The sequence below is a fragment of the Kitasatospora sp. NPDC001225 genome (assembly GCF_053597855.1).
Genome location: NZ_JBSFJC010000040.1, coordinates 26,410 through 40,445 on the forward strand (window position 1 = coordinate 26,410; position 14,036 = coordinate 40,445).

Below are 14,036 nucleotides of genomic sequence, written 5' to 3' on the forward strand. Positions count from 1 at the left end.
CGGGGTCCTCGCGCGGGGCGCTCGTCGGGGCGCGGTTGTGGAGACGCGGTCACCAGGCGTTCACGTCACGGATCTGACGGTGGTCGGCCGGGTGGTGCTGTCATGAGCACAGTCGCCCGGCGAGAGGCCGGGCCGGACCAGGAGTGCTTCCCCCATGATGCTCCGTCACCGTCTCACCGTCACCGCCTCGGCGGCCGCCCTCGCCGCCGCCGGGCTCGCCGCCGGCACCGCGCAGGCCGCCGCCCCGGCCCACGGTACCGCCCAGAAGGCCCGTACGCTCGCGGCGAGTTGTTCGCAGGCGTACCTGCCGCTGCCCGACCCGTCCTGCACCCCCGGCGCGTACAACCCTGACGTCACCCAGGCGACCATCGGCCAGACCATCTGCGTCTCCGGCTGGACCGCCACCGTCCGCCCGCCGACCAGCTACACCAACGCGCTGAAGGTGCAGCAGATCGCGGCCTACGGCTACGCGGACACCAGCACGGCGGACTACGAGGAGGACCACCTCGTCCCGCTGGAGCTCGGCGGCGCCCCGCGCGACCCGGCCAACCTGTGGCCCGAGCCGCGCTACGGCAGCCAGCCGGCGCAGAGCAAGGACTCCGTCGAGACCAAGCTCAAGAACGCGGTCTGCGGCGGCCGGGCCGGCCTCGACGACGCGCGCGCCGCGATCGCGAAGGACTGGACCACCGCGCTCAGCGTCCTGGGGCTGTGAGCCCGGGCCTGATCTGATCGGGCCGCCCGGTCCGTCCGCCCCCGTCCCGGTCCTCGGGAGGGGACGGGCGGACCGGGCGCGCGCCGGACGTCAGCGCCCGTCGCAGCCGGGGAGCGCCTCGCACATCGCCGCCGTCATGCCGGTGCCGACGGCCTTGTCCTCGGGGGCCTTCCAGGCGTCCTTGGGCTGGGCACCGGCCTTGGTGGTGGCCCAGACGGCCAGCTCGCTGACCGTACCGCCGTCGCCGACCACGTACTCGTGCAGGGTGACGGTGCCGCCGTCGGCCTGCGGGACGGTCAGGACGGCGGCGAAGTACGGCGCGTCCGGGGCGCTTTCGACCTTCACGGTGGCGCCGGGAGCGGTCTTGGCACAGGACTTGAGCGCCTCCGCCAGGCGCGCCTCGGCCATGTTGGTGGACTGCTTGGCGGCGCTGCTGTGGACCGGGTCGCCGTGGAACAGCAGGGTCTGCTGGGCCGCCCAGCGGTCCCCGCCGAAGCCGACCTCGGACTTCGCGGCGGCGGTGCCCGTGAACAACGGCTCGTCGTCCTTGGCGATCGCGGCGCGGCACAGCTCCAGGCCCTTGAACTGGACCGGCCCGGAGACCTGCTTGGCGTTGGCCGCCAGCGGCGTGTAGTGGTAACTCTCGTCCATCGGGATGTTCTTGGTGTCCATCCAGGCCTTGTCCGGGATGCCCTTGTCGGAGCCGGCGGGCTTGGTGGGGTTGGTGCTGGGCGTGGGGGCCGCGGCGGGGAGGGCGGTCTGGCCGCCGTCCCCGTTCTCGGGCCCGCAGGCGCTGAGCGCGCCCAGGCAGACGAGGGCGGCGGCGGTGGCGGTGACGACTCTGGTGGTGCGCAACTGACTGTTCCTCGGGTGTCCGGTGGCGTGGAACGGGGTCGGCCGCGCACCGCCCTGCCGTTGGGGGCGAAGGGCGGGGTCGGCCGCGGGCCGCTGGTGCGCGGCGCCGGCCGTCCGTCCTCGCCGCCCGCGCGACGCGCGGTCGCGGGCACTCGGCATGGCGGGCCTCCCCCTGTGCGTTAGGGCCGTCGGCTCCTCGGCCCGCCGCCCGCCTCGGAGATGAGGGGCGGTCAGGGTCGTGGCGGCGCATCGGCGGCGGTCGAAACCTATGCCACCGAACGGCCGCTCGCAAAGCCGGGTTCCGGCCGGAGGCCCGGATTCCCTTTGGGGTTGGTGGGTCCTGTGGGGCAGGTGGTGTCGGACGGCGGACGGCGTGCGGGGGATCCCCGGGACGCGCGACCGGCACCGCGCGGGCCGGGTGCGGCGCATCCGGGCTGGTGGGGGCGGGTGTGCCGGGCCCGGCGACCGGCGGCGGAGGGGTGCGCGATGACAACACCCGGAGCTGAACCGCGCGACGGGCGGCGGCCGTCGAACGGGGAGGAGAGCACGTGCCGTGGTGCGGGTGAGCCGTTACGCGTGGGTGCCGTTACGCATGGGTGCCCGGGACGCCGAGCTGCTGGGCGAGCCAGGGGAGGGCCTGGGCGAAGGACGCGGCGCCGGTCTGCCAGGTGTGCCTGCCGGAGCCGACCACGTTCACGGTGCGGATGCCGTCCTTCCGGGCCGCCGCCTCCAGGGCCTTGGCGGAGTCGATCTGGCCGTGCTCCTCGTCGCCCTGGGCGAAGTAGCCGGAGACGCCCTGGTACTTGGAGTGGTGGGCGAGCACGGTCAGCGGGTCATGGGCGGCCCAGGCCGCGGCGTCGCCCCCGTACAGCTCCTGGACGGTGTGGTCCTTGTCGCCGGTGGACGGGCCCTTGTCGCCGGAGAAGTCGCCGAAGTGGGTGAAGACGTTCGGGTGCTCGACGGTGAGGTCGACGGCGCAGGTGCCGCCCATCGACCAGCCGGCCACGCCCCACTTGTGCGGGTCGGTGGCGGCGTTGAAGGTCTTCTGGACGAACGGCGGGACGTCCTTGAGGAGATGGCTCTCGGCCTGGCCGTGCGGGCCGTCCACGCACTCGGTGTCCACCCGGAAGCCGCCGGTGGCGTCCACGAACACCAGGATCGGGGCGAAGCCGTTGTGCCGGGCGGCGAAGGCGTCGGCGGTCTTCACGGCGTTGCCCGAGCGGATCCAGTTGTCGGGCGCCGCGAACTCGCCGCCGATCATCTCCAGGACGGGCAACTTGGGCCGGGTCTGGCTGCGGAACCAGGCGGGCGGCAGGTAGACCAGCTCCTGGCGGTGGGCGAAGCCGCTGGCGGTGTCCGGTATGTCGACCTGGACGATGCGGCCCGTGCCCGTCCGGCCGTGGATCGACTTCAGCTCGTCCAGGGTGATCTGCTCCGGCAGCGGCTGCCCGCCGAGCTCGCCGATCGCGTCGTCCAGCGTCGGGTAGTAGCCGGTGGCGATGTTCACGCTGTTCGCCGCGCAGAACAGCGCCAGCAGCACGGTCGGTGCCACCAGTGCCCGGCGCCACCACCGCGCGCCGTTCCAGCCGAAGCCGAGCACGCACAGCGCCGCGACCGCCACCCCGCTCCACAGCCAGACCCCGAACGGGACCGGGTCGGTGATCCCGCCCAGCGTCGGCATGGCGACGGCGCCGGCCGCGGTGAGCGCCAGCGCCGTCCCGAGCGCGACCGGCCCCCGCCTCCGCAGCCACGCCCGCTCCCGGCGGGCGGCGGTGGCCAGGAGCAGCGCGAGGGCCGCGGCCTGGACCGTCCACGGGAACCAGCCGTCGAGCAGGGAGACGTTCATAGGGCCGGAGGCTAGGGGCGGAGGATGAGAGGCTGGTTAGAGGCTGGCAGTTCGCTGGAAGAGCGCTGTGAGGAGGAAGGGGACGCCGAAGGCCTCGGAATCCGGGCCGTGCGCCGCCATCGGGCGGATCTCCAGCGGCTCGAACTCGCGGAACAGCGAGCGCAGTTCGGCCGGAGAGTAGGCCAGCCCGCCCTCCAGTGAGCCGAGCCGGTAGAGCTCCTCGTCGGGCCGCTCGGAGCCCATCGCCCCGGCCGCGAAGGCGGTGACGGCGAAGTGCCCGCCCGGGGCGAGGACGCGGTCCAGGAGGGCCAGGTAGCCGACCCGGCGGTGCGGCGGCAGGTGGTGCAGGCAGCCGGAGTCGTAGACCAGGTCGTAGGTGTCGCAAGGGAGTTGGACCTCGAAGATGCTCGCCCGGTGGAAGCGCGGGCGGGCTCCGGGGCCGGCCTCGCGGGCGCGCTCCTCGGCCCAGGCGAGGGCGGTGGCGGAGAGGTCGACGGCGTCCACCTCGAAGCCGAGCGAGGCCAGGTGGATCGCGTTGCGGCCGGTGCCGCAGCCCAGGTCGAGCACCCGGCCGGGGGCCGGCGGCAGCAGGCCGCGGTCCAGGTAGGAGACCAGGTTCTCGTCCGGCTTCGGCGCGAAGAACGGGCGCTCGGCGGACCGGTCCTCGTAGAACCGGTCCCAGAACGGTTCGGCCGGCCGGAAGAAGCCGTCGAGGAGGGCGAGGACGTCTTCGGTGGTGCGGATCGTACGGTTCATACGGCCGAGCGTAGGACGCTCGAGGGGTGGGCGCGATCGTGGCAAAAGCCGCTGGGTGGTGGGCTGTTGGGGGCACTCTGGCTCTGGTGTGGACGGGTGCCTCGGGGGCGTGGAGGAGGGCGGCGTCGCTGTCGCCGGAGGCCGGGACGGGCCGTTTCCGGCGGGCGGGGAGAGGCCCCGGGGAGGGGGCCGACATCACGCTTCGATCAAGGATTCCCGGCGGGGATTCCCAGGCTTCCGCCAGTGAGGTGGTGTACGTTCGAAAAGTTTTGCCCGCTCGAAGTTCCGTCCGCCATGCCCGCCGCTCACCCGGAAGACCAAGTGCCTGCTGTGATACAGCCGACGACCGCCCAGACCCACGAAGCCCGACCGCTGCGCCCCTCCCGCCGGAGGCGGGCGACCGCCCTCGCCGCCGCCGCGCTGGCCGCCACCCTCCTCGCGGCCGGGTGCAAGGCCTCGGCCGACGAAACGTCGTCGGCGGCGACGCCGATTCCGATCCCGAGTGTGGTCGGAATGCACGGGGACAAGGCCAAGGACGCCCTCCAGCAGCCGGACGCCCGGGCCGCCAAGACCGTGACGTTCCAGGACGTCCACGCGGGCGAGTCCCACACGCGGTCGGTCCTCATGCCGAGCCACTGGAAGGTCTGCTCCCAGCAGCCGGCCGCCGGGGAACCCTCGGCGAAGGACACGACGGTGACGCTGTCCGTGGTGAAGAACGAGGAGGACTGCCCGGGAGGCGCCGCGCCCGCCCCGGCGGACCCCGCCCCTGCCCCGGCCTCCCCGACCGCGACCGCACCGGCCGATCCGGCGGCGCCGAGCGCCCCTCCGGCGGCCCCCGCCCCGGCCGCCCCTGCTGCCCCCGCTCCCGCCGCCCCGCCCGCCCCGGCCCCGACGCACGCCCCGCCGGCGCCGCAGCCCGCCGCACCCTCGGAGCACCAGGCGTCAGCCTGCACCACGGATTCCAAGGGCAACTGCATAGTCCGGGGTCGCATCTGCCCCAACAGCGCCCACGGCGACACCGGCAGCGACGCCAACGGCCGTGTTCTCACCTGCCGGGACAACAACGGCTGGCGCTGGGAGTAGCCACCCGACCAGCCGGGGCGGTTTATCGGCCGCCCCGGCTCGGTCGCGCGCTACGGCACCCGGGCGACGACGGCGGTCGGCTCGTCGAGGAAGACGAGCTGTTCCTCGCCGGTGATGCGGAGCCCGAACCGGTCCGGGCCCGGCCGGTTCTGCTTCTCCCACCAGGCGTGGGCGTCCTCGATCTCGGTCCAGAGGCGGCGCGGGCCGTACTGCCGGACGGCGAAGCGGTCCTCCTGCCGGCCGTCGTGGTCGACGGCGGCCCACGAGCGCGCGTCCGTCGTGGCCACCCAGAGCCGGGAGGCCACTCCTTCGGCATCGGGCTCGTGCTGCCAGGCCGTCCACACGTCGCCGAGCTTCAGCCCGAGGGCGAACCGCGCGTCCAGGTCCTCGCCGCTCACCTGCCACGGTGAGAGCCGGGTGGTGGACTCCTCGGGTTCGTGGTCGTCACGGACGATGTCCCGGAAGATGCGCAGGTCGATCCGCTGGCCGCGCATCAGCATGAACGAGGCGTCCGGGCTGAACCTCCCGGTCGCGCGCCCGCCTTCGACGGTGAGGGTGAGCAGTCCCCAGGAGAGCATCGGGCTCTCCCACGGCGTCACGATGGTGCCGCCGGGGCGGGTCTGCTCGATCCACGCCGTCGGCACCCGGCTGACCGAGCAGGTGGAGACGACCCGGTCGTACGGCTGCCGCCGGGCCCAACCGTGGGCTCCGTCCCCGCAGACGACCTCCACGTCCACGCCCGCCGCGTTCAGGGACGAGTGGGCCCGCCAGGTGACTGCGGGGTCGATCTCGATCGAGACGACACGGCCGGGACCGGCCCGGTGCGCGAGCAGAGCCGCGTTCCAGCCGGTGCCGGTGCCGACCTCCAGGACGGTCTGGCCGGGGCGGGCATCGAGTGCTTCGAGCATTCGCACGACCATCGCCGGTGAGGACGCCGAGGACGACGGCCAGGCGTCGGAGCCGTCGGCCGGCTCCTCGCCGTCATTGACCTGGGTGACGACCGGAGCGTTGTCGTAGGCGGCCGCGAACCAGCGGTCGGGCTCGGAGCGGATGTCGCACGGTTCGAGGTCGCCGCTGTCGTCGGAGAGCCAGATCCGCTCCGGGAGGAAACGGTGGCGCGGGACCGCCGTGATGGCGTCCTTCCACTCCGACGGGACGGGACGACCGAGCTCTTCGCTGATGGCCCGCAGCAGGCCGCGCGAGGCGGCCTGCTGCGGGTGGAGGCTCTCCGTCACTTGTCCTTCTTCTCGTGCTTCGGGGCGGGCGCCGGGCGCGAGGTGTCCTTCGACGGCTTGTCCTTGCCCGGGTCCTGGTCGCCCGCGTGCTTCCCTGCCACCCCGATCGCGGGTCCGCGGTGGCCACTGCTGCGGGTGTGCGGCCCGGTGGGCCGGTACCGGTCCGGCGGACGCGGTGTCGTCGGCCTGGGCTCGGACTTCGGTTTCGGCTGTGGTGGGTCGGTGACCTGCAAGGCACTGCTCCGCTCAGCTCGTAGGAGTGACAAGGCCTCTCCTTGTGCTCGTGGACGCTCCGCATGGCGGAGCACTCATGACGCTACGGAGCAACAGATCGCTCTTTCAAAGAAGTTGCGCCATCTTGCGCCGATTCACCCGAGTGCGTCGACCGCCGAGATGATGACCTGCCGAGCCTTCGTGCCGTAGACGGCCATTCCTGCCAGGGCGGTGTAGGTGCGCAGGTAATCGGCGATCTCGTGAGGTCGTGTGATGCGCAGATACCCGGAGGTCAGTTCGACGGCGACCTCGGCCTCGTCGAACATGTAGAAGTCCTCGACCGGAAGTTGGGATCGGTGGCAACCGGTGGGGATGATGCCCAGGCTGACGAAGGGGCTGGCAGCCGCTGTGATGAGGTGGTCGAGTTGGTCCGCCATCGTCCTGGCGTCGCACACGGCGGCGCGGAGCACGTACTCTTCGACCAGCAGCCCGAGTCGATGCCGGCCGGAGAACAGCATGCGCTGGCGGTCCAGCCGCGCCGCCACGGCCTCCTCTACGTCATCGACGGGCACTCGGTCGCGTTGGATCGAGCGCAGTACGGCAGCGGTGTAGTCGGTTGTCTGCACCATGCCGGGAATGACTCGGCTCGCGTACACACGGAAGACCTCGGTGCGCTGGTAGAGCGTGCCGACGGACTCCTGCGCGGCCCGCAGCCCGGCGTGCTCCATCCGACGCCACTCGGTGTACATCGATTCGACGGCGCGGGCGGTGGCGATGACGTCAGGGAGCTGCTCCTCGGCATCGCACGCAGTGCACCAGGCGCGGAGATCGTCCTCGGAGGGTGCGGACTTGCCGCTCTGGATACGACTGGTCTTGGCGGGGTGCCACCCGCACCGGGCAGAGAGCTCGTCGCCGGTGAGTCCGGCGTCCTTGCGGATCACGACCAGCCGATTGGCGAGGGCCTTGCGGGCCTCGACGACACTGGACGACGGAGACGACGACATGTGATGGACTGCCCGGTGCTGACGGTGAATCAGACGGTGTACTGCGCGTGCGGCCTGGCGCGATCCCACACCGCTTCGAATGCCGTGGTGACCTGCTTCACTGTGGCAGGGTCCTCGGTGAACTCGTGGCCCGCCCAGTCGCCGTCGCCGGTGAACCAGTGGAAGAGGACCAGGCGGTCATCGATCAGCCAGAGATCATTTCCAGGCAGTGAGAGATCGGACGCCAGGCGACGGGGGAGCCAGCGCACGTGCTCGCCGAGGGCGATGTTGTGCCGTTCGGTGATGGCGTGTTCCCAACGGATGTAGTCGGTGACGGGTTCGGAGACGATCCGGGCACGACGCATGATCACGCCCCGGGCCACGGTCTCCTTCACCAGCTCAGCCCAGGCCTGGTACTCCTCGGGAAGCTCGTAGGCGTCGGGGCGGTCGACCGGTAGCCCCGCGCGCCAGTCGGCGAAGACCGGGTCGTCCGCATAGGAGTCCCGCATCTCCAGGTGGACTGCCGAGCGCTCAGCGCTCCGCAGCAGGGCGCCAAAGTCCGGCACGTTCTGCGTCATCGCACACCTTCCGCAAAGCCGGAATCATCCGAACAGGGATACGGACGACGCCCTCGTGGTCCGGGATGCCGACGGGGTGATCAGGAACCCACTCGGTCTCGCTGATGGTGCGGAGCGTGTCCGTGGAGGGGAGCAGCCCCTGTACGACGATCTCCGCGGCTTCGTCTTCGAGCCAGACTGTCGGAGAGCCACCGTTCGGCGAGTCCGGGTCGATCCCGATGAAGCGAAGTGTCATGACTGCCCCTTCCGCGAAGTTGGCTGCAAGTCCGTGTGGGTAACACCGTGTCGTGACACCGCTACAGACGTCAAGTGAGGGTGGCCTCGTGCTCGGTACGAGGCCACCCGAAAAATGACGGTCGGATACCTGCCGGAATGCTCTCGCCGAGCGGGATGCCGGCGAGCCGGGATCAGACGGTGTACCTGTCGTGGTCGATTCCGCGCTCCCAGACGGCCTCGAAGGCCGAGGCGCAGAGAGCCAGGGCGTGAGAGTCGGTGCTGACTTCGTCGTCCACGAAGTCGCCCTCGCCGCTGAAGTGGTGGACCAGGAGGTACTGGCCGTCGATGAGCCAGAAGTCGTTGCCCGGGAGCGCCAGATCGGTCGTCTGGCGGCGGGGGAGCCACCGGACCTGTTCGCCGGAAGCGAGGTTCCGGAACGTGATCTCGTGCTCGAAGCGGATGTACTCGCTCGCCGGTTCGGAGACGATGCGGGCTCGTCGCACATCGACTCCGCGACCGGTGGTCTCCTCGATCAGCTGCAGCCAGGGGCTCCACCATGACGAGCGGTCGGTCGGATCGTCCCGGTGCCCGCTGAGCCAACGGAGGAGCAACGGGTCGTCGCGCATGTAGCCGTCGCGCATCTCAAGGTGGAACGCCGACCTGGTGCAGCTCCGCAGCAGGTCCTCAAGCGTGGGGGCCGCCACCGTTCACCTCCGGGAAGGACTGCATCGTGTGCCTGGGGAATTCGAGCACGGTCTTGCCGTGCGACGCAGCGCGCTAGGAGGCGGGCGGCCCCGCGGGGTGTGCGGGGCCGCCCGGGGGAGGCGGGTCAGGGGGTGGTGGGGAAGTCGTTGGTGCGGATGCCGGCGAGGAAGGACTGCCAGGCCTCGGGGGTGAAGCCGAGGGCGGGGCCGTGGGGGTCCTTGCTGTCGCGGACCGGGATGATGCCGGTGATGCTGTCGGCGACCTCGACGCAGTTGTCGTTGGGGTTGCTGGCGGTTGCCTTCTTCCACTGCACGAGGAGTGCGGAGGCGACAGGGAAGTGGGTCACTTGAGCGTTTCTCTCTTCTGTGTGATGAGGTTGCGCGACTCGTCGAGGGACAGGGCGGTTGCCATGATTTCGTCGAACGCCGCTCGATAGATGTCGACTTGGCCTGGATCCTCCACCCAGTCGCTGCTGAGCATTCCGCTGAGCAGGACCAGATCGAGATCGCGCTGTCGAAACTCCAGGAGCGCGAACGGCCCGGTCATTCCGGGGTGCGGCGGAGCCATCGCGGGCATGATCTGGACTTTGATGTTGGGGAGTTGGCTGAACTGGAGCAGCTTGTCCAACTGGTCGGCCATCACGCCCGGGGCGGCAGTCATCGTCAGGGCCGATTCATGGATCACGGCCCACAGCTTCAGCGGGTTCTCGGACCGGGTGAGGACGGACTGCCTGTTGATCCGGACTTCGACGCGCTCTTCGACGCTGGGCTTGTTTATCACGCCACTGGCGATGATGGCGTGGGCGTACTGGCGGGTCTGCAGGAGTCCGGGGATGTAAGCGGACTCGTACGATTTGTTGCCGACGGCCGTCTCTTCGAGGCGGATCAGATCCGTGTAGAGCGGGTTCAGCTGCTCGTAGCCGGCCATCCAGCCGGGCCGGCGCTTGTCCCGAAGAATCTCGACCAGGACCTCCTTGAGCTCCGGGTCGCACTCGTAGAAGTCGAGCAGCGCCCGGACGACGTCGGGCTTCAGCTGGACCCGGGCGTTCTCGTACCTGCTGAGCTTCACCAGGTTGACGCCGTCGACCTTGCTGGCCACCTCTTCGGCCGACAGGTTCTTCAGCTCGCGGAGCCTCCTCAGCTCGGCGGCGATGCGTCGATACCGCACGGCTGGCACTGCGACTGCCATCTACGTAACCCCTCCAGGACGTTCAGCTACCAGTGTGCATGCGAGTGGTGACGGTTCGCCACCACCGACTGGAGCGTAGGGCAGGCACCTTGCTGCCAGGGATGAAAGTTTTCATATTTAGCTGATCTGCCTTGCGATGCACTCTCGATGTACTGCATGCTGTGCGTGACCGAATGATGGCTATGTGTCACAGGCTTGTCGCGTGACTGTGCCGCACTCTCGTTTTGGCGCTTCGTCCGATGCGTACGGGCTGCCATGTCGGCTGCTCGACCTTCTCCGCTCCATGCCTGGAAGGTGATTCGCCATGTCCACCCCCACCAGTGCCGCCTCTGACGCCTGGCTGCCGCGCAGCCGGCGCTCGCCCGGCAAGGCTCGCCACCTCCTCTCCTCCCTCCTCTCCGCCTTCCCGGGCGGGGAGCGGTTCCATGACCCCGGGCTCCTGGTCGTCTCGGAGCTCGTGACCAACGCCCTTCTGTACGGGACGCCGCCCGGGCACCGCATCTACCTCGCGCTCGACGTCGACTCCACCCGCCTTCGGGTCGAGGTGCACGACGCCATGCGCGACCGGCCGCCTGTCCTCGTCGCGCCCGGCCTCCATGTCGAGGCCGGGCGCGGTCTGCACCTCGTCAAGTCCATCGCCAATTCGTGGGGTTGCAGTCCGCGTGAGCCGATCGGCAAGATCATCTGGTGCGAGGTGGCCGCATGAGGGCCGATCACGACATCCGAGTGGAGATCCCCGGGCTCCGCCCGCCGGGCGTCCACACCCTCAACCCCGGGACCCTCGCGATGATCTGGGACGCGATCCGCCGTGTCCCGATGCCCCGCTTCGAGTACTGGCGGCTGGAGCGCCGCCTCACCGGCCCCTGTGCCGAGCGGGATGCCATCCGAGACCTCGCCGAAAGCCCGGTGGTCGTCATCCCGGTCGGCGACCGCGAGGTGCGGATCCGCTGGGCGAACTCGCCCACCGGGGAGCCCTTGTGATCGACCGCATCCTGGGCTGGTGGTTCCTGCGCTGCTCCCGCACGCGCCTCGCCCGGCTCCTCCGTGCCGAACGGCGGCGTCTCGAAGCGGAGTTGGCGTACTGGCTGCCCGAGGCCTCGGCCACAGTCCGGCGGCGGATCCTGGCGGCGATCGAGGCTGAGCGGTCGCCTCGGTAGCCCGTGTCCCTGCGTGCTCGTGGCCGTTCGGGCTGTGAACGGCCCGGCTGATCCCCCCGGCCTTCGCCGGTCAGTGGGGGATCAGGCGGTGCAGGAGGCGGACGTACGGGCTCCAGTGGGCGGGGTGGGGGACGGTGCCGCCGACTGCCCGTACCGCCCGGTCGAGGCAGTCCTCCAGGAGGGCGTCGTGCAGCCAGCGGAAGGCGAGGGGCCAGGCGAGCAGGGCCGGGCCGTGTAGGCGCATGGCGATGGTGTGGCGGAGGACGGTGGTGTCGCCCGCCGGGTGGACGGTGAACTCGTGGTGGCCGTCGAAGCCGCGTGGGCCGTCGAAGCGGAAGCGCACCCGCTGGCCCGGTGCGTAGTCGGAGACGGTGTAGCGGACCGGGCCGTGGCCGCCGGTGGCGCCGGGGGCGAGCGGGCGGTCGAACCGCATCCGGGGCCAGCGCGGGCCCGGCCAGAGCCGGTCGTCCGGGCTCGCGAGGCTGTCGATGAGGGCGCCGACGGTCTCCGCCGGTGCCGGGACGGTGCGTTCGTGGATGTTGAGCACGGCCATGCCGGGGCTCCCCTCCTGGTTTTGGATGATCCCCTCCAATTGAACTGGAGAGTACTCTCTACTACATGCCCAGGCCACCCCGCTATGACGAATCCGCCCTCCTCGACGCCGCCGTTCGGCTCGCGGCCGCCGGTGGGCCGGCCGCCGTCACCATGTCCGCCGTCGCCCGGGAGAGCGGCGCGCCCAACGGGTCCGTCTACCACCGCTTTCCCCAACGCGCCGCGCTGCTGGCCGAGTTGTGGCTGCAAACGGTCGAGGAGTTCCAGGGCGCCTGCCTGCCCGCCATTGACGCGCACGAGGAGCCGCACCTCGCGGCGGGCGCGCTCGCCCGGCAGGTCGTCGCCTGGTGCCGGGCCCACCGGGAGCGGGCCGTCGTCCTGCTGCACGGCCCGGAGGCCTTCGGTCGGGCGGAGTGGTCCGAGGAGCAGCGGCTGCGCGACCGGCAGGGCGGCCTCCGGGTGCGGGAGGCCCTGGCCGGGCTGGCCGGGCGGCTCGGCGCCGCCACGCCGCTGGACCTCGACCGGGTCACCCTGGCCGTCACCGGCCTGCCGCTCGCCGTCGTCCGCGGCCCCCTGCACGCGGGTGCGCCGCTGCCGCCGCACGCGGAGGAGCTGGCCGAGCAGTCCGCGATCGCCCTGCTGCGGGGCGCCGCCTAGGATCGGTGGATGATCACCGTTCCGGCCGGCCGCGTCACCCTCTCCGACCGTCGTACCCAGCGCAGTTGGGCCGTCGACGTGGCCGCGTACGAGCTGGCGGCCTGTCCGGTGACCCGCGAGCAGTACGAGAGGGCGAGCGGCGACCGGCGGCCCGCGCACAGCGTCTCCTGGTTCGACGCCGTCCACTACTGCAACGAGCTCTCCCGGCGCGAAGGCCTCGCCCCCGCCTATCAGGTGGACGGCGAGGAGGTCTCCTGGGACCGCGCCGCCGACGGCTACCGGCTGCCCACCGAGGCCGAGTGGGAGCACGCCTGCCGCGCCGGCACGGACGGCCCGCGCTACGGCCCGCTGGACGAGATCGCCTGGCACCGCGGCACCTCGGACGAGCGGCCGCACCCGGTGGGCGAACTGCTCCCCAATGCCTACGGGTTGTACGACCTGCTCGGTAACGTCTGGGAGTGGTGCTGGGAGCGCTACGACCCCGAGGTGTACGGCGACTACCGCGTCCTGCGCGGCGGCGGCTGGTTCGACGAGCACTGGAGCTGCCGCGCCTCCGTCCGCCGCCGCAGCCACCCGACCCTGCGGATCGACGACGTCGGATTCCGGCTCGCCCGCTCGATCGTCAGGTGAAGGCGGCGCCGAAGTCGTGCCCGGCGCGGTGAATCGCGAGGCGATGGGACGGGCGCGGGGCAGGCGCGCGGAATTTCCGACGGAATGAGGAACCGATGCCACCGGATCCTGCGTTGACGCCGACATGAGCGAAGAAAGCGTCACCCTGCGCCCGATGGTCGAGGCCGACCTCGGCGCCCTCGAGGAGCTGGTGAACGATCCGCAGGCGCTGGGTGAATTCCAGTGGTACGGCTGGCGGGACCCGCAGCGGCACCGTCGTCGCTGGGCGGCGAGCGGGCTGCTGGAGGACGAGCAGGTGATGCTCGCGGTCGTCGTCGATGGCGGGTTCGGCGGCTTCGTCGCCGCCAACCGCAGCGGGGTGCGGCCGTCCGCCCCGTACTGGAGCCTGGGTGTGCAGCTGGTGCCGGGGGCGCGCGGGCGGGGGATCGGCACCCGGGCCCAACGGCTGCTGGTGGACTACCTGTTCGCGCACTCGCCGGTGATGCGGCTGGAGGCGGACACCGAGGCGGGCAACCTGGCGGAGCAGCGCGTGCTGGAGAAGCTCGGCTTCACCCGGGAGGGCGTGCAGCGAGCGGTGACCTTCCGCGGCGGCGAGTGGCGCGACGTCGTCCGGTACAGCCTGCTGCGCACCGACCCGCGTCCCTGACCCGCGTCGCAAAGCGTCCGCAAG

Annotated in this window: 19 protein-coding genes; 8 read left to right on the forward strand and 11 right to left on the reverse strand. The window is 71.4% G+C overall.

The genetic code is table 11. From position 1 onward, the window contains the following. Positions 1-154 precede the first annotated feature (154 nt). Positions 155-712, forward strand: coding sequence for a hypothetical protein (locus ACWDCZ_RS16475; protein ID WP_049658561.1), 558 nt, complete (start codon positions 155-157; stop codon positions 710-712). 90 nt (positions 713-802) lie between these two features. Here the strand turns inward: ACWDCZ_RS16475 and ACWDCZ_RS16480 are convergent, their stop codons facing one another. The 3 genes from ACWDCZ_RS16480 to ACWDCZ_RS16490 form a co-directional block, all read right to left on the reverse strand. Next, entirely contained in the window at positions 803-1,567 is a 765-nt protein-coding gene (locus ACWDCZ_RS16480) for a hypothetical protein (protein WP_449816234.1), read from the reverse strand. A 586-nt stretch (positions 1,568-2,153) separates the two neighbouring features. After that, positions 2,154-3,413 (reverse strand): alpha/beta hydrolase, encoded by a 1,260-nt coding sequence (locus ACWDCZ_RS16485; RefSeq protein WP_449816235.1) that lies wholly within the window; start codon positions 3,411-3,413, stop codon positions 2,154-2,156. A gap of 36 nt (positions 3,414-3,449) precedes the next feature. Further along, positions 3,450-4,169, reverse strand: a complete 720-nt coding sequence (locus ACWDCZ_RS16490; protein WP_449816236.1) for a class I SAM-dependent methyltransferase — start codon at positions 4,167-4,169, stop codon at positions 3,450-3,452. 321 nt (positions 4,170-4,490) lie between these two features. Here ACWDCZ_RS16490 and ACWDCZ_RS16495 point away from each other — a divergent pair, with 321 nt between their 5' ends. Next, positions 4,491-5,252: a hypothetical protein gene (locus tag ACWDCZ_RS16495; RefSeq protein WP_449816237.1), complete on the forward strand. Its 762-nt coding sequence runs from the start codon at positions 4,491-4,493 to the stop codon at positions 5,250-5,252. Between the two features lie 50 nt (positions 5,253-5,302). On the opposite strand, the gene ACWDCZ_RS16500 is transcribed toward ACWDCZ_RS16495, so the two are convergent. The 7 genes from ACWDCZ_RS16500 to ACWDCZ_RS16530 all read right to left on the reverse strand — a co-directional run bounded on the left by ACWDCZ_RS16500 (position 5,303) and on the right by ACWDCZ_RS16530 (position 10,370). Beyond that, entirely contained in the window at positions 5,303-6,487 is a 1,185-nt protein-coding gene (locus ACWDCZ_RS16500) for a methyltransferase domain-containing protein (protein WP_449816238.1), read from the reverse strand. Positions 6,488-6,855: 368 nt separating this feature from the next. Beyond that, positions 6,856-7,704 (reverse strand): helix-turn-helix domain-containing protein, encoded by an 849-nt coding sequence (locus tag ACWDCZ_RS16505; RefSeq protein WP_449816239.1) that lies wholly within the window; start codon positions 7,702-7,704, stop codon positions 6,856-6,858. A 29-nt stretch (positions 7,705-7,733) separates the two neighbouring features. Continuing rightward, on the reverse strand, positions 7,734-8,261 hold the full coding sequence (locus ACWDCZ_RS16510) for a DUF6879 family protein (RefSeq protein WP_449816240.1): 528 nt from the start codon (positions 8,259-8,261) through the stop codon (positions 7,734-7,736). Further along, a complete protein-coding gene (locus tag ACWDCZ_RS16515) occupies positions 8,215-8,496 on the reverse strand; it encodes a hypothetical protein (protein WP_380738746.1) in 282 nt (93 codons plus the stop codon). Before ACWDCZ_RS16515 ends, ACWDCZ_RS16510 begins: the two co-directional genes overlap by 47 nt. Positions 8,497-8,668: 172 nt before the next feature. Next, the gene (locus ACWDCZ_RS16520) at positions 8,669-9,181 is read right to left on the reverse strand and encodes a DUF6879 family protein (protein ID WP_449816241.1); all 513 of its coding nucleotides are present in this window, start codon (positions 9,179-9,181) and stop codon (positions 8,669-8,671) included. 125 nt (positions 9,182-9,306) lie between these two features. Further along, positions 9,307-9,528, reverse strand: coding sequence for a DUF397 domain-containing protein (locus ACWDCZ_RS16525; protein WP_449816242.1), 222 nt, complete (start codon positions 9,526-9,528; stop codon positions 9,307-9,309). Next, positions 9,525-10,370, reverse strand: a complete 846-nt coding sequence (locus tag ACWDCZ_RS16530) for a helix-turn-helix domain-containing protein (RefSeq protein WP_449816243.1) — start codon at positions 10,368-10,370, stop codon at positions 9,525-9,527. Before ACWDCZ_RS16530 ends, ACWDCZ_RS16525 begins: the two co-directional genes overlap by 4 nt. Positions 10,371-10,674: 304 nt before the next feature. Here ACWDCZ_RS16530 and ACWDCZ_RS16535 point away from each other — a divergent pair, with 304 nt between their 5' ends. Genes ACWDCZ_RS16535 through ACWDCZ_RS16545 form a run of 3 tightly spaced genes read left to right on the forward strand, consistent with a single transcriptional unit; the run spans position 10,675 to position 11,527 of the window. Further along, positions 10,675-11,076 carry an ATP-binding protein gene (locus ACWDCZ_RS16535; RefSeq protein WP_449816244.1) on the forward strand — a complete coding sequence of 134 codons (402 nt, stop codon included), beginning with the start codon at positions 10,675-10,677 and terminating at the stop codon, positions 11,074-11,076. After that, positions 11,073-11,351, forward strand: coding sequence for a hypothetical protein (locus ACWDCZ_RS16540; protein ID WP_449816245.1), 279 nt, complete (start codon positions 11,073-11,075; stop codon positions 11,349-11,351). Before ACWDCZ_RS16535 ends, ACWDCZ_RS16540 begins: the two co-directional genes overlap by 4 nt. After that, complete coding sequence (locus ACWDCZ_RS16545) at positions 11,348-11,527, forward strand: hypothetical protein (protein WP_117487371.1); 180 nt, start codon at positions 11,348-11,350, stop codon at positions 11,525-11,527. The genes ACWDCZ_RS16540 and ACWDCZ_RS16545 overlap by 4 nt, the downstream gene beginning before the upstream one ends. 70 nt (positions 11,528-11,597) lie before the next feature. Here ACWDCZ_RS16545 and ACWDCZ_RS16550 read toward each other — a convergent pair whose 3' ends face one another. After that, entirely contained in the window at positions 11,598-12,080 is a 483-nt protein-coding gene (locus ACWDCZ_RS16550; protein ID WP_117487370.1) for an SRPBCC family protein, read from the reverse strand. Between the two features lie 65 nt (positions 12,081-12,145). On the opposite strand from ACWDCZ_RS16550, the gene ACWDCZ_RS16555 reads away from it, so the two are divergent. The 3 genes from ACWDCZ_RS16555 to ACWDCZ_RS16565 all read left to right on the forward strand — a co-directional run bounded on the left by ACWDCZ_RS16555 (position 12,146) and on the right by ACWDCZ_RS16565 (position 14,012). Then, entirely contained in the window at positions 12,146-12,736 is a 591-nt protein-coding gene (locus tag ACWDCZ_RS16555; protein ID WP_449816246.1) for a TetR/AcrR family transcriptional regulator, read from the forward strand. A gap of 9 nt (positions 12,737-12,745) precedes the next feature. Further along, the gene (locus tag ACWDCZ_RS16560; RefSeq protein WP_449816247.1) at positions 12,746-13,366 is read left to right on the forward strand and encodes a formylglycine-generating enzyme family protein; all 621 of its coding nucleotides are present in this window, start codon (positions 12,746-12,748) and stop codon (positions 13,364-13,366) included. A gap of 124 nt (positions 13,367-13,490) precedes the next feature. Further along, positions 13,491-14,012: a GNAT family N-acetyltransferase gene (locus ACWDCZ_RS16565; protein ID WP_074000991.1), complete on the forward strand. Its 522-nt coding sequence runs from the start codon at positions 13,491-13,493 to the stop codon at positions 14,010-14,012. The last annotated feature ends 24 nt before the right edge of the window (positions 14,013-14,036 follow it).